17 protein-coding genes are annotated in these 21,183 nt (G+C 63.7%); 2 read left to right on the top strand and 15 right to left on the bottom strand.

What is annotated here, in order from left to right; translation table 11 throughout:
- Positions 1-206 precede the first annotated feature (206 nt).
- The 4 genes from lpdA to OOJ09_RS07405 all read right to left on the bottom strand — a co-directional run bounded on the left by lpdA (position 207) and on the right by OOJ09_RS07405 (position 5,430).
- Positions 207-1,601, bottom strand: coding sequence for a dihydrolipoyl dehydrogenase (gene lpdA / locus OOJ09_RS07420; protein ID WP_269904562.1), 1,395 nt, complete (start codon positions 1,599-1,601; stop codon positions 207-209).
- Positions 1,602-1,847: 246 nt separating this feature from the next.
- Positions 1,848-3,179: a dihydrolipoamide acetyltransferase family protein gene (locus OOJ09_RS07415; RefSeq protein ID WP_269904561.1), complete on the bottom strand. Its 1,332-nt coding sequence runs from the start codon at positions 3,177-3,179 to the stop codon at positions 1,848-1,850.
- Between the two features lies 1 nt (position 3,180).
- Positions 3,181-4,194: an alpha-ketoacid dehydrogenase subunit beta gene (locus tag OOJ09_RS07410; protein WP_269904560.1), complete on the bottom strand. Its 1,014-nt coding sequence runs from the start codon at positions 4,192-4,194 to the stop codon at positions 3,181-3,183.
- Between the two features lie 3 nt (positions 4,195-4,197).
- Positions 4,198-5,430, bottom strand: coding sequence for a 3-methyl-2-oxobutanoate dehydrogenase (2-methylpropanoyl-transferring) subunit alpha (locus OOJ09_RS07405; RefSeq protein ID WP_269904559.1), 1,233 nt, complete (start codon positions 5,428-5,430; stop codon positions 4,198-4,200).
- 569 nt (positions 5,431-5,999) lie between these two features.
- On the opposite strand from OOJ09_RS07405, the gene holA reads away from it, so the two are divergent.
- Positions 6,000-7,043, top strand: coding sequence for a DNA polymerase III subunit delta (holA, locus tag OOJ09_RS07400; RefSeq protein ID WP_269904558.1), 1,044 nt, complete (start codon positions 6,000-6,002; stop codon positions 7,041-7,043).
- A 45-nt stretch (positions 7,044-7,088) separates the two neighbouring features.
- On the opposite strand, the gene OOJ09_RS07395 is transcribed toward holA, so the two are convergent.
- The 7 genes from OOJ09_RS07395 to mnmE form a co-directional block, all read right to left on the bottom strand.
- Positions 7,089-7,877 (bottom strand): DUF2182 domain-containing protein, encoded by a 789-nt coding sequence (locus OOJ09_RS07395; protein ID WP_269904557.1) that lies wholly within the window; start codon positions 7,875-7,877, stop codon positions 7,089-7,091.
- 32 nt (positions 7,878-7,909) lie between these two features.
- Complete coding sequence (locus OOJ09_RS07390; protein ID WP_269904556.1) at positions 7,910-8,536, bottom strand: DUF1326 domain-containing protein; 627 nt, start codon at positions 8,534-8,536, stop codon at positions 7,910-7,912.
- A gap of 418 nt (positions 8,537-8,954) precedes the next feature.
- The gene (locus OOJ09_RS07385; protein ID WP_269904555.1) at positions 8,955-9,842 is read right to left on the bottom strand and encodes a ParB/RepB/Spo0J family partition protein; all 888 of its coding nucleotides are present in this window, start codon (positions 9,840-9,842) and stop codon (positions 8,955-8,957) included.
- Positions 9,843-9,907: 65 nt separating this feature from the next.
- The gene (locus OOJ09_RS07380; RefSeq protein WP_091575900.1) at positions 9,908-10,708 is read right to left on the bottom strand and encodes a ParA family protein; all 801 of its coding nucleotides are present in this window, start codon (positions 10,706-10,708) and stop codon (positions 9,908-9,910) included.
- A gap of 42 nt (positions 10,709-10,750) precedes the next feature.
- Positions 10,751-11,383 (bottom strand): 16S rRNA (guanine(527)-N(7))-methyltransferase RsmG, encoded by a 633-nt coding sequence (rsmG, locus tag OOJ09_RS07375; RefSeq protein ID WP_269904554.1) that lies wholly within the window; start codon positions 11,381-11,383, stop codon positions 10,751-10,753.
- On the bottom strand, positions 11,380-13,251 hold the full coding sequence (mnmG, locus tag OOJ09_RS07370) for a tRNA uridine-5-carboxymethylaminomethyl(34) synthesis enzyme MnmG (RefSeq protein ID WP_269904553.1): 1,872 nt from the start codon (positions 13,249-13,251) through the stop codon (positions 11,380-11,382). The genes rsmG and mnmG overlap by 4 nt, the downstream gene beginning before the upstream one ends.
- Before the next feature lie 199 nt (positions 13,252-13,450).
- Positions 13,451-14,782 carry a tRNA uridine-5-carboxymethylaminomethyl(34) synthesis GTPase MnmE gene (gene mnmE / locus OOJ09_RS07365; RefSeq protein WP_269904552.1) on the bottom strand — a complete coding sequence of 444 codons (1,332 nt, stop codon included), beginning with the start codon at positions 14,780-14,782 and terminating at the stop codon, positions 13,451-13,453.
- A gap of 57 nt (positions 14,783-14,839) precedes the next feature.
- Between mnmE and OOJ09_RS07360 the strand changes: the two genes are divergently transcribed.
- On the top strand, positions 14,840-16,858 hold the full coding sequence (locus OOJ09_RS07360) for a thioredoxin domain-containing protein (protein WP_269904551.1): 2,019 nt from the start codon (positions 14,840-14,842) through the stop codon (positions 16,856-16,858).
- 2 nt (positions 16,859-16,860) lie between these two features.
- Here OOJ09_RS07360 and OOJ09_RS07355 read toward each other — a convergent pair whose 3' ends face one another.
- From OOJ09_RS07355 to hemE, 4 genes are all read right to left on the bottom strand, one after another.
- Positions 16,861-17,799, bottom strand: a complete 939-nt coding sequence (locus tag OOJ09_RS07355; protein WP_269904870.1) for a DMT family transporter — start codon at positions 17,797-17,799, stop codon at positions 16,861-16,863.
- Between the two features lie 173 nt (positions 17,800-17,972).
- Positions 17,973-19,238 carry a transcription termination factor Rho gene (gene rho, locus OOJ09_RS07350; RefSeq protein ID WP_082525387.1) on the bottom strand — a complete coding sequence of 422 codons (1,266 nt, stop codon included), beginning with the start codon at positions 19,236-19,238 and terminating at the stop codon, positions 17,973-17,975.
- A gap of 161 nt (positions 19,239-19,399) precedes the next feature.
- Positions 19,400-19,936: a protoporphyrinogen oxidase HemJ gene (gene hemJ, locus OOJ09_RS07345; protein ID WP_420107504.1), complete on the bottom strand. Its 537-nt coding sequence runs from the start codon at positions 19,934-19,936 to the stop codon at positions 19,400-19,402.
- Positions 19,937-19,944: 8 nt separating this feature from the next.
- Positions 19,945-20,976 (bottom strand): uroporphyrinogen decarboxylase, encoded by a 1,032-nt coding sequence (gene hemE, locus OOJ09_RS07340; RefSeq protein ID WP_269904549.1) that lies wholly within the window; start codon positions 20,974-20,976, stop codon positions 19,945-19,947.
- Between the last annotated feature and the right edge of the window lie 207 nt (positions 20,977-21,183).

Below are 21,183 nucleotides of genomic sequence, written 5' to 3'. Positions count from 1 at the left end.
GGGGGTCGACCTGGCTCGGGCGTTGTTATTTCAAGCCGGGGCGATGCCTCGCCCTGGGTGAGGCCCTTTGGTGAGTTGCCACCGCGGCGCATTTGAAGAACGGCTTCCCCCACTCCGTCGCTGCTTCGCAGCGCCACCTCTCCCCCCTCCGGAGGGAGAGGAAAGGAGCCTTTCCCCTTGCGTCCCACAAGGGGGAGGGTAAGCCCCTAAATATGCAGCGCGTGCCCGAGCGCCTTCAGCGCCGCTTCCTGGAAGCCCTCGCCCTGCGTCGGATGCGCGTGGATGGTTCCGGCGATATCCTCCAGCCGCGCGCCCATTTCCAGCGCCAGACCGAATGCCGCCGACAGTTCCGACACGCCCTGTCCGACCGCCTGGATGCCGAGCACCAGATGGTTGTCCGCGCGCGCCACCACGCGGACGAAACCGTCCTCGCCGAGCCGCGTCATCGCGCGCCCATTGGCGGCGAAGGGAAACAGGCCGATCTTGATCTCGCCTTGAGCCTTGGCCTCTTCCGGCGACAGCCCCGCCGTCACCAGCTCCGGATCGGTGAAGCACACCGCCGGAATGGCTCGCTTGTCCCAGCTGCGCTTGTGGCCGGCGACGATCTCGGCGACCATTTCGCCTTGCGCCATCGCCCGGTGCGCCAGCATCGGCTCGCCGGTGACATCGCCGATGGCGAAGACGCCGCGCATCGAGGTGCGGCACTGCTCGTCGACGCGGATGAATTTGCCGGCCCTGTCGAGGTCGATCTGGTCGAGCCCCCAGCCTTCGGTCACAGGCTTGCGGCCGACCGTCACCAGGATCCTGTCGGCGGCCACCTTGGCGCTCTTGCCATCCGATGTCTCGACCAGCAGCGCGTCGTCCTTGGTGGAAATCCCCTTGGCCTTGGCGTTCACCAGCACCTCGATGCCGAGTTCGGCCAGCCGCTTGACCACGGGCCGGGTCAGCTCGGCGTCATACTGCGCCAGCACCCGCGGCAAGGCCTCGACCACGGTCACCTTGGCACCCATCTTTGCGAAGGCCATGCCGAGCTCCAGCCCGATATAGCCGCCACCGACGACGGCGAGCCTCTTCGGCACTTCGCTCAGCGCCAGTGCCTCGGTGGACGAGATCACCGGCCCGCCGAACGGCAGGAACGGCAGTTCGACCGGCGCCGAGCCGGTGGCGATCACGATCGTCTCGGCGCGGATCACCTGCATCCCGGTCTCGGTCTCGACCTCGACGGTCTTGCCATCGCGGAACGTCGCCCAGCCCTGGACGGTCTTCACCCTGGCCTTCTTGAGCAGGCCTGCCACGCCGCTGTTGAGCCGGCTGACGATGCCATCCTTCCAGGCCACGGTTCTGGCAAGGTCGAGCACGGGTGCCGAGACCGAGATGCCGAGCGGGCTGTTGCCGCCGGCCATGTGCGACACCTTCTCGAACTCTTCCGCCGCATGGATCAATGCCTTGGATGGGATGCAGCCGACATTGAGGCAAGTGCCGCCCGGTTTGCCGGCTTCGACGATCACGGTGTCGATGCCGAGTTGGCCGGCACGGATGGCGCAGACATAGCCGCCGGGACCGGCGCCGATGACGAGCAGCTTGCAGGAGATTTCCTTCATGACGACTGCTCCCCTTCGGCGAAGGCCGCGACGCGCCTTTTCCTTCCCCCCTTGGGGGGGGAGGTGGATCGGCGCGATAGCGCCGAGACCGATGAGGGGTGTTCCAGCGAAGTGAGGCGTTGGCGTTCCCTGGAGCACCCCTCATCCGTCGCCTCCGGCGACACCTTCGCCCACAAGGGGAGAAGGGGGAGCCCACACACCAGCGCCGGCAACTTCCGACGAACCGTCTTGATCAACCGCATCACTCTAATCCACGAAAATCAGCGCTGGTGTTTCCAGCAGCGTCTTGATGCGCTGGATGAAGACGGCGGCGTTCCAGCCGTCGATGACGCGATGGTCGAAGCTGGACGACAGGTTCATCATCTTGCGCGGGATGAACTGCGTGCCGTCCCACACCGGCCGCACCATCATCTTGTTGACGCCGATGATCGCCACTTCCGGATGATTGATCACCGGCGTCGTCGCCACGCCGCCCATGGCGCCAAGCGAGGTGATGGTGATGGTCGAGCCGGACAGCTCGTCGCGTGTCGCCGTGCCGGACTTGGCCGCCTCGGCAAGCCTGATGACCTCGGCGCCACAATCCCAGATGTCGCGCGCCTCGGCATGCTTGACCACCGGCACCACCAGTCCCGACGGCGTCTGCGCGGCAATGCCGATATGGATGCCGCCATGCTGGTGGATGATGCCGGCCTCGTCGTCGAACAGCGAATTGAGGTTGGGCTGGTCGGCGATCGCCTTGACCATCGCCCGCATCAGGAACGGCAGCAATGTCAGCTTCGGCCGCTCTGCCCCACCCTTGTCCGCGCGCTTTTCCTTGTTGAGCGCGGCCCGCAATTCTTCCAGCGCGGTGACGTCGATCTCCTCGACATAGGTGATGTGCGGGATGCGCGATTTGGAGAGCGTCATCTTCTCGGCGATCTTGCGCCGGAGCCCGACCACCTTGATGTCCTCGACGGTGTCGTTGCGGGCGAGGCCGGAGGTCTTGGCGACCTGCGGACCGCGTGCCAGATAAGCCTCGATGTCCTCGTGGCTTATGCGGCCGGCCGGACCGCTTCCGCCAACCTGCCTGAGATCGATGCCGGCGTCCCTCGCCCGCAGGCGCACGGCCGGCGACGCCAGCGGTTTCTCGCCTTCCGGACGCGGCGCGCCGGAGACGGAAGGCTGCTGCACGTTCTTCGAAACGGCCGCAGCCGGCTTCACGTCCGTTGCGCCGGCCTTTGGCGAAGTCCTCGCGGTTGGCGCAACGGCTTCGGGCTTCGGCGTCGGGAGCCTCGCCGGAGCTTCGGCGGCCACCGCTTCCCCCTCGTCGCCGCTCCGTGGCGTCGCGTTGCCCTCGCCCGCCACCTTCAGCCGCACGATGGGCGAGCCGATCGCCACCGTGTCGCCGATCTCGGCGCCCAGCCACAGGATTTGGCCATCGACGGGCGACGGAATTTCGACCGTCGCCTTGTCGGTCATGACGGCGGCGAGCACGGTGTCCTCGCGCACGATATCGCCGACCTTGACATGCCACTCGACGAGCTCGGCTTCGGCGACGCCTTCGCCGACATCGGGCAGCTTGATGACGTGCTCGCCCATCTCAGGCCTCCATGGTTTCAAGCAGAGCGCGGCCAACCCGGGCAGGGCCGGGGAAATAGTCCCACTCCTGCGCATGCGGATAGGGCGTGTCCCAGCCGGCGACCCGCGCCACCGGCGCCTCCAGATGGTAGAAGCAGTTTTCCTGCACCAGCGCCGACAGTTCGGCGCCGAAGCCGGAGGTCAGCGTCGCCTCGTGCACGATGACGCAGCGCCCGGTCTTTTTGACCGACGCCACGATGGTGTCGAGATCGAGCGGCAGCAGGGTCCTCAGATCGATGATCTCGGCGTCGATGCCGGTCTCCTCGACGGCGGCCTGCGCGACATAGACCATGGTGCCGTAGGCCAGCACGGTGATGGCGGAGCCCGTCCTGCGGATCGCGGCCTTGCCGAGCGGTACCGTGTAGTGGCCGTCGGCAACCTCGCCAAGCTCATGCTTCGACCATGGCGTCACCGGCCGGTCGTGATGGCCGTCGAAGGGGCCGTTGTAGAGCCGCTTCGGCTCGAGGAAGATCACCGGGTCCGGGTCCTCGATCGCGGCGATGAGCAGCCCTTTGGCATCATGCGGGTTGGACGGCACGACGGTCTTCAGCCCCGACACATGGGTGAACAGCGCTTCCGGACTCTGGCTGTGCGTCTGGCCGCCGAAGATGCCGCCGCCGGTCGGCATCCGCACCACGATCGGGCAGGTGAAATCGCCATTCGAGCGGTAGCGCAGCCGGGCCGCTTCCTGGGTCAGCTGGTCGTAGGCCGGATACATGTAGTCGGCAAACTGAATTTCCACGCACGGCTTCAGCCCATAGGCGGCCATGCCGATGGCCGAGCCGACAATGCCGGATTCGTTGATCGGCGCGTCGAAGCAGCGGCTCTTGCCGTATTTGGCCTGCAGGCCCTGCGTGCAACGGAAGACGCCGCCGAAGAAGCCGACATCCTCGCCGAACACGACGACTTTGTCGTCACGTCCCATCGACACATCCATGGCGTCGCGGATCGCCTCGATCATGGTCCGTCTTGGCATGGTTCAGACTCCCGCCTGCTGGCGCTGGCGCCGCAGATGCGGCGGCATCTCGGCATAGAGACCTTCGAACATGTCGCGCGTCGACGGCTTGCCGCCGGCATGCAGCGTGCCATGGCTTTCGGCTTCCTTCTGCGCCGCGATCACCGTGTCGAGGATTTCGGCCTCGGCCTGCGCGTGGCGCTCGTCCGACCAGACACCGAGCCGGATGAGATGGTTCTTCAGCCGCACGATCGGATCGCCGAGCGGCCAGGCGTCGGATTCGGTCTTCGGCCGGTAGGCGGAGGGATCATCCGAGCTCGAATGCGCGCCGGCGCGATAGGTGACATATTCGACCAGCGTCGGCCCGAGATTGCTGCGCGCGCGCTCCGCCGCCCATTTGGCCACCGCGTGGACGGCGAGATAATCGTTGCCGTCGACGCGCAGCGACGGGATGCCGAAGCCGAGCCCGCGCGCGGCGAAGGTGCCGGAGCCGCCGCGGGCGATGCCCTGGAAGGTCGAGATCGCCCACTGGTTGTTGACGACATTGAGCACCACGGGTGCCTTGTAGGTCGACGCGAACACCAGCGCCGAATGGAAGTCGGACTCGGCGGTCGAGCCGTCGCCGATCCAGCCGGCGGCGATGCGCGAATCGTTCGAGATCGCCGAAGCCATCGCCCAGCCGACCGCCTGGATGTACTGCGTCGCCAGATTGCCGGAGATCGAAAAAAAGCCGTGCTCCTTCGACGAGTACATGATGGGCAGCTGCCGGCCCTTCAGCGGATCGGCCTCGTTGGAATAGATCTGGTTCATCATGGTGACCATCGGGTAGCCGTCGGCAATGAGCAGGCCGGCCTGCCGGTAGGTCGGGAAGTTCATGTCGCCCGGGCTGAGCGCCTTGCGGAAGGCGCAGCTCACCGCCTCTTCACCGAGATGCTGCATGTAGAAGGACGTCTTGCCCTGGCGCTGCGCCATCTGCATGCGGGCGTCGAAGGTTCTGAGCGTCATCATGTGGCGAAGGCCAGCCAGCAACTCGTCATCGGAAAGCAGCCCCGCCCAGGGGCCGACGGCTTCGCCGTTGCGGTTCAGCACACGGATGATCGAGAAAGCGAGGTCGCGGATCGTGCGCGGATCGACATCGATCTCCGGGCGCGGCACCGAGCCGGCCTTCGGGACGGTCACGTTGGAAAAGTCAGGCGTTCCGCCCGGCCGCACTTCCGGTTCCGGAACGTGAAAACGCAACATCCCAGCATCGGCCATGACCTTTGTCCTCCAAAGTTGCCTGGCCAGGGATACTTGCATATCCGCGCGGCCAGACCAGTGCGAATTCGTCGGGCAAGCCTTCGGTCTCCATCCCGGCCGCGCCGGCCGATGCAGCCTCCCGCGCACCAAGATGAAGATATGTCCGCGAAATTTCTTGTCGATGTTTCATCGCCGCGCGCAATTTGGCGCAAGATTGCGCCGGGGTTTCCGCCAGATAAGGCGATTGGGCGGCAATACCCGGGTCCTCGCCCCCGCTTTAACGCCTCCTGAGGGAGAAACGGGCGCCAAGGTTGGCGAACTCGCGCCTTTCCTCTCCCCCGTCGATCGGGGGAGAGGTGTCGAGCGCCGCTCGACGGAGTGGGGGTCGATCTTTCATCGAAGCCATGCTCCGCCTGATTGCCGCTTGCCTAAGTTTTCTTGCTCGCGCGATTGTGCCTGTCTCGCGGTGGCGCGTCTGGCGAGCGGCTTCCCCCACTCCGTCGCTGCTGCGCAGCGCCACCTCTCCCCCTCCGGAGGAAAAGGAACCCAAGCTGGAAGCCGTCCCGACATCATGCTAACCACCCTTCATGGCACAGAAGAAAGCTTTCGAGGTCGATTCCTGGCTGGCGCGGCCCGATCCGCGCATCTCGATCGTCCTGCTCTATGGCCCCGACCGTGGGCTGGTCGCCGAGCGCGCGAAAGCCTTTGCCGAAAAGACCGGCCTGCCGCTCGACGATCCGTTCTCGGTGGTCCGGCTGGAGGGCTCGGAGGTTGACCGCGACGAGGGCCGCCTGCTCGACGAAGCGCGCACCGTACCGATGTTCTCGGAGCGGCGCCTGCTGTGGGTGCGCAACGCCAGCGGCCAGAAGGCGCTGGCCGACGACGTCAAGGCGCTCACCGCCGAACCGCCGCGCGACGCCATCATCGTGATCGAGGCCGGCGATCTCAAGAAGGGCGTCGGGCTGCGCGCTGTCGTCGAGGCGGCGGACAATGCTATGGCGCTGCCTTGCTATGCCGATGAAGCCAGGGATATCGACGCGGTCATCGACGATGAACTGCGCAAGGCCGGCATGTCGATGACCATGGAGGCGCGACAGGCGCTGCGCCGCAATCTGGGCGGCGACCGGCTGGCCTCGCGCGGCGAAATCGAGAAGCTCATCCTCTATGCCCATGGCCAGAAGGAGATCGGGCTGGAAGAGGTCAAGGCCATGTCGGGTGACGTGTCCGGCGCGTCTTTCGACGACGCGGTCGACGCACTCCTCGAAGGCAAGGTCGGCGACTTCGACACCGCCTTCACCCGCCATTGTCAGTCCGGCGGCCCGCCCTTCCTGGTCCTTTCATCGGCGATGCGGCAGCTGCAGCAAATCCAGGCCATGCGCGGCCAGATGGATTCGGGTGGCCGCAACGCGGCATCCGTCGTCGCCGCCGCCCGTCCGCCGGTGTTCTTCTCGCGGCGCAAGCTGGTCGAGAAGGCGCTCGAGCGCTGGAGCAGCGAAGCGCTCGGCCGCGCCCTGACCCGCCTGCAGACCGCCGTGCTGCAGACACGACGGCGGCCGGATCTTTCGGTCGCGCTGGCGCGGCAGGCGCTGCTCGGTATCGCGGTGGAAAGCAGCCGGCTGGCGCAAAGGTAGGGGAGCGATCCTTCCCTTTTTGGCGCCGAGCGCTGCCTCCATTGGTCAATTCATTGTCATGGCGCCCACTGGCTGGAAGGTCGGCAGCGCCTGTGGAAAGACCAGCACCGCCGCGCCATAAAGGAGCAGAGCGACACCCGAGACCTTTGCGATCCCCTCTCCTGACGGAAGCGTCTTTTCCGCAAAGATCAGCAAGGTGACCACGGCCATTGCGGCGACGTTCATGATCCCGAGAGGAAAGAGGGCGAGAAACAAAAGCCAGCAGCAGCCCAGGCAAAAAAGTCCATGCTCCAGGCCCATGCGAACCGCGCCCCAGTAACCATCGCGCCATGAGGTCAGGATGAAACCAATCGGCGTGCGGCATTTGGCCAGACACAGATCTTTCAGTGGGGAGAGTTGATAGGCGCCCCCAATCATCAGCAGCGCGCCGCCGATGCGCGCGGCCGTCGCCGTGGACAATCCCACATGCCCGGCAAGCATCTCCGCACCCGCCGCACCGGCAAAGGCGACAACGCCCATTACGCCCCAAACCAGCATGTACCCGGCGACGAACACCCAGCTCGAGACAAAGGTCTCGCCCCGGCCCTGTTTGCCGGCCTGGACCTGGTGAAACGTCAGGATCATGGGCGCGGCCGTCGGAAACATCATGGCAATCATCATGATCATCCAGACGGCAAGAAACAGCGGCGCCTTCATGCCCATGGTGAGTGAGTACATTTCCATGCGCATGTCCGCGTCCATGCCCATCTGCTGCCAGACAAGCAGGGCCCACGCCGCCGCGGCGATAGCGATCAGCAGCGTGAGAATGATGTTTCGCTGCAACGTCGGCGCCATGAACGAGTGCGTTCCGACTGTACGGCCAACGGCTACTGCTGGCCGGACCAATTGATCGGGGCGTAATGTCCGTTTCGGCGGGAATTGTCCCAGCTCATGCCATGGTCGCTGAATGCACTGCCTTCCGCCCCCATTGCCAGGCCGAGCCAGTCGGGATTGATCGGATGGCCGGTAGCCGCCCACATCTGCCCGTCCTCGCGCATTGTCGGCAGCGGCTCGACCGCCATCCGCATGACGCCCGCAATCTCCGCCGACCGCTTCTTGCCGTCTATCCGGTAGTCTATCGGCACCTTCTTGGCGCCGAGATTCGTGCCAATCATCGGTGCCAACACCGCCATGGGGCCACCCGCGGCGCCAGTGAAGATGGCACCTAGCGCCTCTGTTTGCCTGTCATCGGCCCGTTCGTCGATATAGGCGGCGGCCGTCCAATTGCCGTTCGCCATCGGACCCGGCGTGTGAGCAACCATCGCGACACTGAGCCCATCCAATCGAACGTCGCCGTAATTGCCCTTATCGATATGAAAGACCAAACCGACGTCGCAGACGCCTCTCGTGGGCTTCGATGTCAGCTGTGCGTTGGTGGATAGCAGGCAAGGACATACGACATCGCAGCTACAATTTTCGAAGTAACTTCCGGACAATTGCCAACGGACTGCCATTTGCACCTCCCACTTGCGTCAGGCGCGTCGGCATATCGCTTTGGCGAGGCGGTGCCATTTCACGACTATTGTAGGAATGGCAAATAGCCCTCGCCGCGACTGATCGGCACGCTTGGGCAGATAATTTAAGCCATGTCTAATTCAGGTTACGCCGTTGCCCGGCACTGTCAAGCCGCGAGCGCCAGGGCTGGCGATAGCCAAAAGCGGCGATGACGGGCAATCCCGCCCTTTGGGTACCTTTGGAGAGATTGGCAGCTCCACCGTTTTCGCCTGTCGCAAGCGCCGGGGAAGCAGAAGGGCCGGCAGCAAGCCAGCCCTCTATCGTGTTCTCATCGAATGCCGAACAGCTTCAATCGGTCGGACTTGACCTTGAGCCGAGAGATAATTTGCCGGCTAAATTCGTTGCCGCCTCAGGCACCTACTGCTCGTCCTTCAGCCGCCGGCAGAGCTCGTCGAGCTGGTCCAGCGTCCGGTAGCTCACCCGCAGCACGCCACCGCGATCCTTGTGCTCGATCGTCACGATCATGCCGAGCGTGTCGGTCATCAGCTTTTCCAGCGCCAGCGTGTCGGCATCCTTGTCCGGCGCGCCCGGCGCTGACTTGGCCTTGGCGGGCGTCGGGCCGGCCGGCATCTGTGCCAGCGCTTCGGCCTGGCGCACCGAAAGTCCTTCTTCGACGATGCGCTTGGCAAGTCCGGCCGGATCCTCCGCCGTCACCAGCGTGCGGGCATGGCCCGCCGACAGCGCACCGTCGACCAGCATGTCGCGGATAACGTCCGGCAGCTTCAGGAGCCGCAGCGTGTTGGCGACATGGCTGCGGCTCTTGCCGATCACCTGGCCGAGATCGGCCTGGGTGTAGCCGTGCTCATCGATCAATTGCTGGTAGCCAAGCGCTTCCTCGACCGCATTGAGGTCAGTGCGCTGGACGTTCTCGATGATCGCCAGTTCGAGCGCCGTGCGATCGTTGACCTCGCGGATGATGACCGGGATCTCGCTCAGCCCCGCGCGCTGCGCCGCCCGCCAGCGCCGCTCGCCGGCGATGATCTCATAGCGGCCGGCCTGGGTCGGCGACGGCCGCGCCACCACCGGCTGCACGATGCCATGTTCGCGGATCGACTGCGCCAGATCGGTCAGATCGGCGTCGCCAAAATGCCGGCGCGGATTTTTCGGGTTGGGACTGAGAAACTCGATCGGCACCTTGCCGTCGGCGCTCATACCAGGCTTTTCCGGCGCCGCCGGGCGATCGATCTCGCCGATCAGCGCAGCCAGCCCGCGGCCCAGTCTTTTTCTCGAAAGGTCTTCGCTCATCTTTATTTCAAGGTCCCGGATCGTTTCGGTATCGAATCGGCTTTTGATCTATGCATCCGGCCTAATCAAGCGGCGCGCAATTTACGCTCGCGGCGGATCACTTCCGATGCCAGTTGCAGATAGGCCTGGCTGCCCGAGCATTTGAGGTCGTACAGGATCGCCGGCTTGCCATAGGACGGCGCCTCGGAAACCCGCACATTGCGCGGAATGATGGTCTCGTACACCTTGTCGCCCATATGGGCGCGGACATCCTGGACCACCTGGTTCGCGAGATTGTTGCGGCCGTCATACATTGTCAGCACGATGCCCTGGATGGTGAGATCCGGATTGATCGAACGGCGAACCTGCTCGACGGTTTCCAGCAACTGGCTGAGACCTTCGAGCGCGAAGAATTCGCACTGCAGTGGCACCAGCACCGAATCGGCAGCCGCCATCGAGTTGAGCGTCAGAAGGTTGAGCGACGGCGGGCAGTCGATCAGCACATAGCCGAAGCCGGCCGAACGCGCCGAAGCGGCACGCAAGGCGTTGCGCAACCGCAGGACCCGGTCCGGCGCCGACGCGATCTCCATTTCGATGCCAAGCAGGTCGAGCGTCGACGGCACGATCGACAAGCCCGGCACAGCGGTCGGGATGGCTGCCGCTTCCAGCTCCAGCTCACCCGTCAGCACGTCATAGGACGACACCGTCCGGTCCTTGCGGTCGATGCCAAGGCCGGTGCTGGCATTGCCTTGCGGATCGAGATCGACGATCAGCACCTTTTCGCCGATTGCCGCCAGCGCCGTGGCCAGATTGATGGCGGTGGTCGTCTTGCCGACGCCACCTTTCTGGTTGGCTACGGTGATGATTCGAGGGCCATTCTTCATCATGGGTCTATGCCAGAAATTCATATCGAGGTCGCCAAACAAAAATCAGACAGGCCGCAAATTGGACAGCTCGAGGATGACGCCGCCAGCGTCGGTCACGCTTGGATGTTCTACCAGATCGAAGGACCATCGGTGAACGCTTTCTTGCACTTCGGCGCGGTAATCCCGGCCTTTGTGGAACAGCCCGCGCGCGCCCGATGTCAGCCACGGCGCCGACAGGTCCAGCAAGGTCGAAAGCGGGGCCAACGCCCGCGCCGTGACGATTTGCGGTGTCGAAACAAGCGCATGGCTGTCATCGATGCGACGCGCCACGACGCGCGCCGGCAGGTTGAACTGGCCGACGACGGCCTGCAGGAAGGATGCTTTCTTGCGGTTGCTTTCAACCAGATCGATGCTCGCGCCGTCACGCTCGGCAAGCAGGAAGGCCATGACAAGGCCCGGAAATCCGCCACCCGAACCCAGATCGACCCAGCGCGTGGCGGAGGGCTCTATGCGCCCGAGCTGCGCACTGTCCAGGATGTGACGCTGCCAGACATCGCCGGATGTCGACTGCGCGACGAGATTGATGCTGCGGTTCCATTTCTGGAACATCTGCTCGAACGCCACCAGGCGATCGAATGTTTCACGTGAAACCGGGCCCGCCGCGTCCTGCAGGCTCTTCCAGGAGAAAGAGCTCACGCAACGTCCCTCCGCGCATTCTCCTGGTGGCGGACATGCGCGACGATGATCGCCAACGCCGCCGGCGTCATGCCTTCCATGCGCTGGGCATCGGCGACGGAGCGGGGCCGCCGCGCCTGCATCTTCTGCTTGAGCTCGTTGGACAGCCCCGGCACGCCGGCAAAGTCGACGGTCTCGGGAATCAACCGGCTCTCTTCATGCCGGATCTGCGCGACGTCCGTCTTCTGGCGATCGAGATAGACCGAATATTTCGCTTCCGTTTCGAGGCGCTCCGCCGTCTTGGCGTCGATCACCGCGAATTTCGGCTCGATGCTGGCCAGCCAGGCGACGTCGACGCCGGGATAGGCCAGCAATTCGTAGCCCGAACGACGAACGCCGTCGCGATTGATCTCCAGCCCGTGACGCGCCGCTTCATTGGGGGTCATGGCGAGCGCGAGCGCCAGCTCCCGCGCCGCGTCGAGCCGCTGCATCATGTCGCCGTAGCGCTGCATCCGTTGTGCCGACGCAATTCCCAGCTTCGCGGCGAGAGGCGTCAGCCGCTCGTCGGCATTGTCGGCGCGCAGCGACAGCCGGAACTCGGCCCGCGAGGTGAACATCCGGTAGGGCTCGCTGATGCCGCGGCTGGTCAGGTCGTCGACCATCACGCCGATATAGGCCTCGGTCCGGCTGAGCACGATCTGCGCGCCGCCCGACGCGCGCCGCGCCGCATTGAGGCCGGCAAGCAGGCCCTGCCCGGCCGCTTCCTCATAGCCAGTCGTGCCGTTGATCTGCCCGGCGAGAAAGAGGCCGCCAACGCGCTTCGTCTCGAGCGTCTGATGCAGTTCGCGCGGATCGACATGGTCATACTCGATGGCATAGCCAGGCTGCAGCATGATAGCGCGCTCAAGCCCGGGAATGGTTTTCAGGATATCGAGCTGCACATCCTCGGGCAGCGAGGTCGAGATGCCATTGGGATAGACGGTGTCGTCATCCAGCCCTTCTGGTTCCAGGAAGATCTGGTGCCCGTCCCTGTCGCCGAACTTGACGATCTTGTCCTCGATCGACGGGCAATAGCGCGGTCCCACGCCTTCGATCGATCCGGAATACATGGCCGACCGGCCAAGATTGGCGCGGATCAGTTCATGCGTGGCCGTGGTCGTGCGGGTGATGCCGCAATCGATCTGCGGCGTCTCGATACGATCGGTCATCAGCGAGAACGGCACCGGATCCTCGTCCGCCGCCTGGCTCTCCAGCGAGGTCCAATCGATGGTGCGCCCGTCGAGCCGAGGCGGCGTGCCGGTCTTCAGCCGGCCAAGCTTGAAACCGACCCGTGTCATCGTCGCCGACAGGCCGATGCTGGCTTTCTCGTTCATGCGGCCGGCGACAATCTTCTTCTCGCCAATATGAATCAGCCCGCGCAGGAAGGTTCCGGTGGTCAGAACCACCGCACCGCAGGCCAGCCTGCGGCCATCGGCCAGAAGAACAGCGGCGATCTGGCCCTCGTCGATTTCGAAATCGAGGACCTCGCCTTCAACAACCTCGAGATCGTTCTGCTGCCGAATCGCTGCTTGCATCGCAAGGCGATAGAGCTTTCTGTCGGCCTGCGTGCGCGGGCCGCGCACCGCTGGTCCCTTGCGACGGTTCAGCAAGCGGAACTGGATACCGGCGGCATCCGCCACCCGGCCCATCAGCCCATCCATGGCGTCGATCTCGCGAACCAGATGGCCCTTGCCGAGCCCGCCGATCGCCGGGTTGCAGGACATCACGCCGATCGTGTCAAAGCGCAACGTCACCAGCGCGGTTCTCGCCCCGGCGCGCGCGGCGGCGCTGGCCGCCTCGCAACCCGCGTGGCCGCCACCCACCACAACCACATCATAGTGATCGGTCATTCCAAACATCCCTGGACTCAAAGATTCGGTCGACACATGTCCTCGCGTGACCTTGCTGTCAAGAAAACTCGGCGCATCGTTTCACGTGAAACAGCCTCGCGACCCGCCTTCACCCCGTTTCACGTGAGTCGCGATCCGTCCCGATGTTTCACGTGAGTCATCCCAACGCGTTCCCGGGCGAGCGGATGTTTCACGTGAGTCATTTCCCAATACAGAACTGCGAGAAGATGACGTCCAAAAGGTCCTCGACATCAACGGCGCCAACGAGGCGGCCGAGGCGGTCGGCGGCGAGCCGCAACTCCTCGGCGCGCAGTTCCTGTCCGACGCCCTGGTCGCTGGTCGCGCGAAGCAGGTGGCGGTTCGTTTCGCCAAGCAATTCAATATGGCGCAAGCGCGACGGCAGAATGTCGCCGGCGCTGCCGGCGGCACGAGCCGCGCGTTGCCCGATTTCCGCGAGCAGTGCCCCGACGCCGACCCCCTCCGCGACCGAAATGACAAGATCATAGTGTGCGGCCGCATTCGCAGCCGCCTGACCATCCAACAGGTCGAGCTTGGTGCCAACCCGCAAGGCTGGTATCGCCGCCGGCAGCGGACCGACATCCCTGGGATCCGCCAGGTCCTGGAGCAACAGCAAGAGATCGGCGCGATCCGCCTTGGCTCTTGCCTTCTCGATCCCTATCGCCTCGATCTTGCCCGGCGCATCGCGCAATCCGGCTGTGTCCGTCAGCCGGACGCGCAGGCCCTCGAGATCGAGCGTCACCTCGAGCAGATCCCGCGTCGTGCCCGGCTCATCCGTTACTATAGCTGCATCCCGCCGCGCCAAAGTGTTGAACAGACTCGACTTGCCGGCATTGGGCGCACCCAGGATAACGACCTCGAACCCGTCGCGGATGATTTCGGCAGCGCGAAATCCGGCAATGTGGCGGTCAATCTCGCCGATCATCGCCTGGACATCAAACCAGACCGTAGCCGAAACGGAACCCGGAACATCGTCCTCGTCGGCAAAGTCGATCTCGGCCTCGATCATCGCACGTGCATGGATCAGCCGCCGCCGCCAGCCGAAATAGAGCTCGCTTTGGGCGCCCTCGGCATTCTGGATCGCAAAGCGCCGCTGCGCCTCCGTTTCGGCGTTGACGAGATCCGCCAGCGCTTCCGTTTCAACCAGGTTTACCTTGCTATTGAGGAAGGCGCGGCGCGTGAATTCGCCGGGTTCCGCGTGCCTGACGCCGTCAAAACCGGCGATCGTCTCCAGCATTCTGGCCACCACGGCCCGCCCGCCATGGACATGGAACTCCGCCACATCCTCGCCGGTGAAACTCGCGGGGCCAGGGAAGAAGACAACCAGGCCATGGTCGAGCACGGTTCCGTCGGGCGCCCGCAGCCTGCGCAGAACCGCCACGCGGTCCTTAACCATGCCGCCGGAGATCGTTTCGACCACGAATCGAGTCTGTGGGCCGGAAATGCGAATGACGGCAACGCCGGCGGGTAGCCGGCCGCTCGACAGCGCCACGATTGAATCCCTTGAAATCATTTGCCCGCTCTATCGAACCGCCCTAGCTTCCGCCCCATTGCCAACCGAGTTGCCGATGTGACATTGCCAGCGCAAAACCTGCTTGCCGACGAGGCCAGCCCCTATCTGCAGCAGCACAGCTGCAACCCCGTGCACTGGCGGGCCTGGTCGCCGGCTTCGCTCGAAGAGGCAAAGGCCCTGGACAGGCCGATCCTGCTGTCCGTCGGCTATGCCGCCTGCCATTGGTGCCACGTCATGGCGCACGAGAGCTTCGAGCACGACGGCGTCGCCGCCGTCATGAACCGCCTGTTCGTCAATATCAAGGTGGATCGCGAAGAGCGCCCCGACATCGACCAGATCTACATGGCGGCGCTGTCCTCGATGGGCGAGCAAGGCGGCTGGCCGCTGACCATGTTCCTGACGCCGGACGGCAAGCCATTCTGGGGTGGTACCTACTTTCCGCGCGAGCCGCGCTACGGCCGCCCGGGCTTCGTCCAGGTGATGGAGGCCGTCGACAAGGCCTGGCGCGAGAAGAGAGCCAGCCTGAACCAGAGCGCCGACGGCCTGACCACGCATGTCGGGGCGCGGCTTGCCGGCTCGCATGCAGCGACGGCGCTTGACCGCGACACGCTGGCAAAGCTGGCGAGTGGCATCGACGGCATGGTCGACCGCGATCTCGGCGGCCTGCGCGGCGCGCCGAAATTCCCGAACGCACCATTCATGCTCACGCTTTGGCTGTCCTGGCTGCGCGACGGCGACGCCACGCATCGCGACGACGTCCTCATCAGCCTCGAACGGATGCTGAGCGGTGGCATCTACGACCACATTGGCGGCGGGCTCAGCCGCTATTCGACCGACGCCGAGTGGCTGGTGCCGCATTTCGAGAAGATGCTCTACGACAACGCCCAGCTCATCCGTCTGTGCAACTGGGCCTATGCAGCAAGCGGCAATGATCTGTTCCGGATACGAATCGAAGAGACGGTCGACTGGCTGCTGCGTGAAATGCGGGTCGACGGCGGCGCCTTTGCCGCCAGCCTCGACGCCGACAGCGATGGCAAGGAAGGACTTTTCTACACCTGGGACAGACAACAGATCGAAGCTGTTCTTGGTGACGATTCTGCCTTGTTTTTCAAACACTTCACCCTGTCCAGCCCGCATGGCTGGGAAGGCAGGCCGATTGTCCATCAAAGCCGGTCCCAGCAATCACAAGGTGTGACCCAACGCGAGCGGCTCATGCCGCTCAAGGCGAAGCTTCTCGCCGCGCGGGAGGAGCGGGTCAGGCCCGGCCGCGACGGCAAGACCCTGACCGACTGGAACGGCCTGATGATCGCGGCCCTTGCCGAGGCCGGTCGGTCGCTGGCGCGGCGCGACTGGATCGACGCGGCGGCAAAGGCCTTCGCCCAGATCAGCGCCGCCAGCCGCGACGACCGCTTGCCGCATTCCATGCTTGGCGTCAGGAAACTGTTCCCTGCCTTGTCCAGTGACTACGCTGCCATGGCCAATGCGGCGATCTCGCTGTTCGAAGCCACCGGCGATTGGAACTATGTCGATCGGGCCAGGCAGTTCATCGAGCAGCTCGACCATTGGCACGCCGACGCCGAGAAGACCGGATACTACCTGACGGCGTCGGACAGCACCGACGTACCGATCCGCATCAGGGGCGATGTCGACGAAGCCATCCCTTCGGCGACCAGCCAGATCATCGAGGCGATGGTCCGGCTGGCGTCAATCACCGGCGATCTCGACCTGCAGGAGAGAGCCTGGAAAGCCGCCGAACATGCCGCCGGCCGCGCGGCGCAGCAGGCCTATGGTCAAGCCGGCATCGTCAACGCCTGCGCTTTGGCGATCGAGCCGCTGAAGGTTGTACTGATAGATGATCCAATAAATCCAATACTTGTTCCGGTTGCGAATCGAAGCCCGGACCCGCGTCGAGTCGATATCGTCGTGCCGATCGGTTCGGAAGCGAATCGATCGCTGCTGCCCGGCGGTATCCTGCCGCCGACCGACAAGGCCGGCGCCTGGCTGTGCACCGGTCAGGTCTGCCTGCCCGTCGTGACGGATCCCGAAGAGCTCGACCGTCTTCTGCGCCGCCAATAGCGTCAGGTTGCTTCGGCTTCCGCAGGCGCTTCTGAAGGCAAGACTGTTGCTTCGGCCGCAGGGACATTCCGCTGGGGCTTGAACAACAGATCCTTGGCAGCGATCACCGCACCGATGGTGATCAGGACGCAAGCGAGCGCCACGGACCAGTGGAAGACGCCAAAGCCCGCGAGCAACAGCACGATCACTGAAAACAGCGGCGCCGCGTAGGACAAAGCGCCGAGAATCATGATGTCCCCATGCTTGCAGCCATAGTCCCAGGCATAAAAACCGGCACCCAGAGGGATCGTGCCTAGAATCGTGATCGCGCTCCACTGCGTCATCGTCTGCGGCCAGACAGTGGTTTCAAGCATCAGGTGAAGCGCGAAGGCGACCGCTGCCGTGATGAAGCAGTATCCTGCCACGACATCGGTCGGTACCTGGCCGAAGCGGCGGGACAGAACTGAATAGCCCGCCCAGATGAAGGCACAGAACAGGGCAATGACATGGCCCTTCATCACCCCGTTGGCCAGGCCGACATTGCCACCCTTGGTGATCACGACGATAGCGCCGGCAAGGCCAAGAATCACGCCCATGACGTGATGAGCCTTCAGCCTCTCTCCGGGCAGGAAGGCGGCGAAGACGACAATCAGCAGCGGCCAGAGATAGGCGATCAGGCTGACCTCGACTGGCGGAGCAGACTGGATCGCAAAGAAATAGGCGCAGTGGTAGATGCACAATCCCGCGGTCCCGATCGCCCAGACCGGCCATGGCTGCCGTAGTGACCGGATAGCCTGGGGGCGAAAGATCCAGCTGCTCGCGCCGAAGAGCGCTCCGAGCAGAAACGTCATCGCCGCCAGCTGAAAGGGTGGAATCGGGCCCGCGGCGGTCGAAAGCAGCGCCAGAAAGGACCAGGTCAGGATGGCCGAGAAGCCGATCAGGGTCGGGATTGTCTTGTTCACGTCGTCGTCTCTCGCCTGGCAAACACGAGTCGTCGCACAAAGGTGACACTGCCCGCTGCCGCATACGGCCACTCGATGTCGGGAATGCGACCTGATCCAGGCAACGAAAAACCCCACCCCGGTTTCCCGGAATGGGGTTCAATGCATGGACCGGAACGTCCCCGGACAAACTGTTACGTGTTCATCGAATCGAAGAAGTCGGCGTTGGTCTTGGTCTGCTTGAGCTTGTCGATCAGGAACTCGATCGCATCGGTCGTTCCCATCGGCGCCAGGATGCGGCGCAGCACGAAGATCTTCTGCAGGTCCTGACGCGGCACCAGCAGGTCCTCCTTGCGGGTACCGGACTTCAATATGTCCATGGCCGGGTAGATGCGCTTGTCGGCCACCTTGCGGTCGAGCACGATTTCCGAATTGCCGGTGCCCTTGAACTCTTCGAAGATGACTTCGTCCATGCGGCTGCCAGTATCGATGAGCGCCGTGGCGATGATGGTCAGCGAACCGCCTTCCTCGATGTTGCGTGCCGCACCGAAGAAACGCTTCGGCCGCTGCAGCGCGTTGGCGTCGACACCACCGGTCAGCACCTTGCCGGATGACGGCACCACGGTGTTGTAGGCACGGCCGAGGCGGGTGATCGAATCGAGCAGGATGACCACGTCGCGGCCATGTTCGACCAGGCGCTTGGCCTTCTCGATGACCATTTCGGCGACTTGCACGTGACGCACCGCCGGCTCGTCGAAGGTCGAGGAAACGACCTCGCCCTTCACCGAGCGCTGCATGTCGGTCACTTCCTCCGGCCGCTCGTCGATCAAAAGCACGATCAGATAGCATTCGGGATGGTTGGTGGTGATCGAGTGGGCGATGTTCTGCAGCAGCACCGTCTTGCCGGTGCGCGGCTGCGCCACGATCAAGGCGCGCTGACCCTTGCCGAGCGGCGCCACCAGATCGATGACGCGCGCGGAGATGTCCTTGGAGGTCGGAACCTCCATTTCCATCTTCAGCCGCGAGGTCGGATAGAGCGGCGTCAGATTGTCAAAATGGATCTTGTGGCGGATCTTTTCGGGATCGTCGAAATTGATCGTGTTGACCTTGAGCAGCGCGAAATAGCGCTCGCCCTCTTTCGGGCTGCGGATCGGTCCTTCGACCGTATCGCCGGTCTTCAGCGAAAAGCGCCTGATCTGCGACGGCGAAATATAGATGTCGTCGGGACCCGGCAGGTAGTTGGCATTGGCCGAGCGCAGGAAGCCAAAACCATCCTGAAGCACTTCGACAACGCCGTCGCCGATGATCTCGACATCCTGGGCGGCCAGCTTCTTCAGGATCGCGAACATCAGCTCCTGCTTGCGCATGACGCTGGCGTTTTCGACCTCGAGCGATTCGGCATAAGCGATCAGCTCTGGTGGTTTCTTGTTCTTGAACTCGGCGAGTTTCATTTCTTGCATAGACGGACTCTGAGTAAGCTTTGGGGAAATATCGGCGGGATGCGACAAATGCCGGGCGCGGCCGAAAGCAATGACGGGCGGCGCATGACGGGAAGGAAGACCCGTCTTTTATCGTCGGTCGGGTGAAAGAGCAAGCTGCGTTTTACGAGCCCGATAAAGGCTCAGAACGGCTTGACCACAACCAGGATCACGATGGCGATCATCAGCAATGTGGGGATCTCGTTGACGATTCGCCAGTGCCGTGCCGGTTTTTCGTTACGGTCCTCGGCAAATTTGCGCACCGCCCCGGCCAGATAGCCGTGGACGGCCGACAGCAGAAGCACAGCACCGATCTTGGCGTGCAGCCAGCCGCCCTGGAAACCATAGCCTTTCCAGGCAAGCCACAGCCCGAACATCCAGGTGACGATCATCGCCGGATTGATGATGCCGCGCAGCAGGCGCCGCTCCATCACCTTGAAGGTCTCCGACTGCACCGAACCCTTCTCGGCATCGGCGTGGTAGACCAGCAACCGCGGCAGGTAGAGCATGCCCGCCATCCACGAAATGACAGCCAGGACATGGATCGCTTTCGCCCACGGATAGAAACTGTCGGGCGCGACGAAAAACAAAAGTGCCGTCAGGGCAACCAGGACGGCAAGGCTGACCGTCATGCGCATCATCGCCTGGCCGGTGCTGTTGGTGCTGTTGGTATTGTTCATCTCGCTCATCAGCGTGTCGCGCTCCGCACCAGTTTCACCATTGCCTCGACATGCGCGATCGGAGTCTCCGGCGTGATGCCGTGACCGAGATTGAAAATCAGCGGCCCATCTCCCAACGCCTTCAGGATCGCCTCGACGCCATCGGACAGGGCCTTGCCGCCAGCCACGAGCCGCAAGGGATCGAGATTGCCCTGGACCGCACCCGAGCGCTGCAAATCCTTCGCCGCCGTCAGAGGCACCGTCCAGTCGATCCCCAGGGCCGTTACCCCGGTCTTCTGTCGATAGGTCCGGTAACGAGCGCCGGCGCCCTTGGGAAAACCGATGATCGGAACATCGGGATGGATGGCGCGCACTTGCCTGACGATCTCCGCCACCGGCCAAACGCAAAACTGGTCGAACGACGCATCGTCGAGCACGCCGGACCAGGAATCAAAAATCTGGACAACGTCGGCGCCAGCTTCGATCTGCCGGATCAGATAGGCAGCCGAATGATCGGCCAGCACCCTCAGCAGCTGTTGAAATGCCGCCGGCTCGCGATAGGCGAACAGCCGCGCCGGAGCCTGGTCAGGCGTTCCATGGCCGGCAATCATGTAAGTCGCCACCGTCCATGGCGCACCGCAAAAGCCGATCAGCGTGGTTTCATCAGGCAGTTTTGCCCGCAACCGCCGAACCGTCTCGTAGACCGGTTCGAGATTCACGTGAAACACGTCGCTCTCCAGAGCCATGATCTCTGCCACCGTGATCGGCGTCAGCAGCGGCCCTCGTCCCTCCTCGAAGCGCACGTCGCGGCCAAGCGCATGCGGAACGACGAGAATATCCGAGAACAGGATCGATGCATCGAAGCCGAATCGCTCGATCGGCTGCAGCGTCACTTCCACCGCAAGGTCGGGATCGTAGCAGAGGTCGAGGAATGACCCGGCCCGTCTGCGCGTCTCCCGGTACTCCGGCAGATAGCGTCCGGCCTGACGCATCATCCAGAGCGGAGGCGGAAACACCGTCTTGCCCTTCAGGACGTCCAACATGATCCGGTTCTGGGGCATCGAGCGCTCGCTTCTCCAAGCCTCTCTATAATCAAATATTCTTATATCTAAGATTCTTCTGATTCTAAGAGTCTGTTGGTTGTGGTGGTTGTCACCTGTCCCGCTTTAACCCGAAAAATGCCAGCAAGCATATTGTCGCGCGCTTCGCTCGCGGAATTGCAGGGTTCTGGGGAAGGTCGGGAATCCGCCACTGGAGTCAAGGCGTTA

Origin of the sequence: Mesorhizobium qingshengii, from assembly GCF_027563465.1 — a bacterium.
Taxonomy (GTDB): Bacteria; Pseudomonadota; Alphaproteobacteria; order Rhizobiales; family Rhizobiaceae; genus Mesorhizobium; species Mesorhizobium qingshengii_A.
The sequence above is the reverse complement of the archived record's forward strand: the minus strand, read 5'-3'. Positions and strand labels throughout refer to the sequence as shown.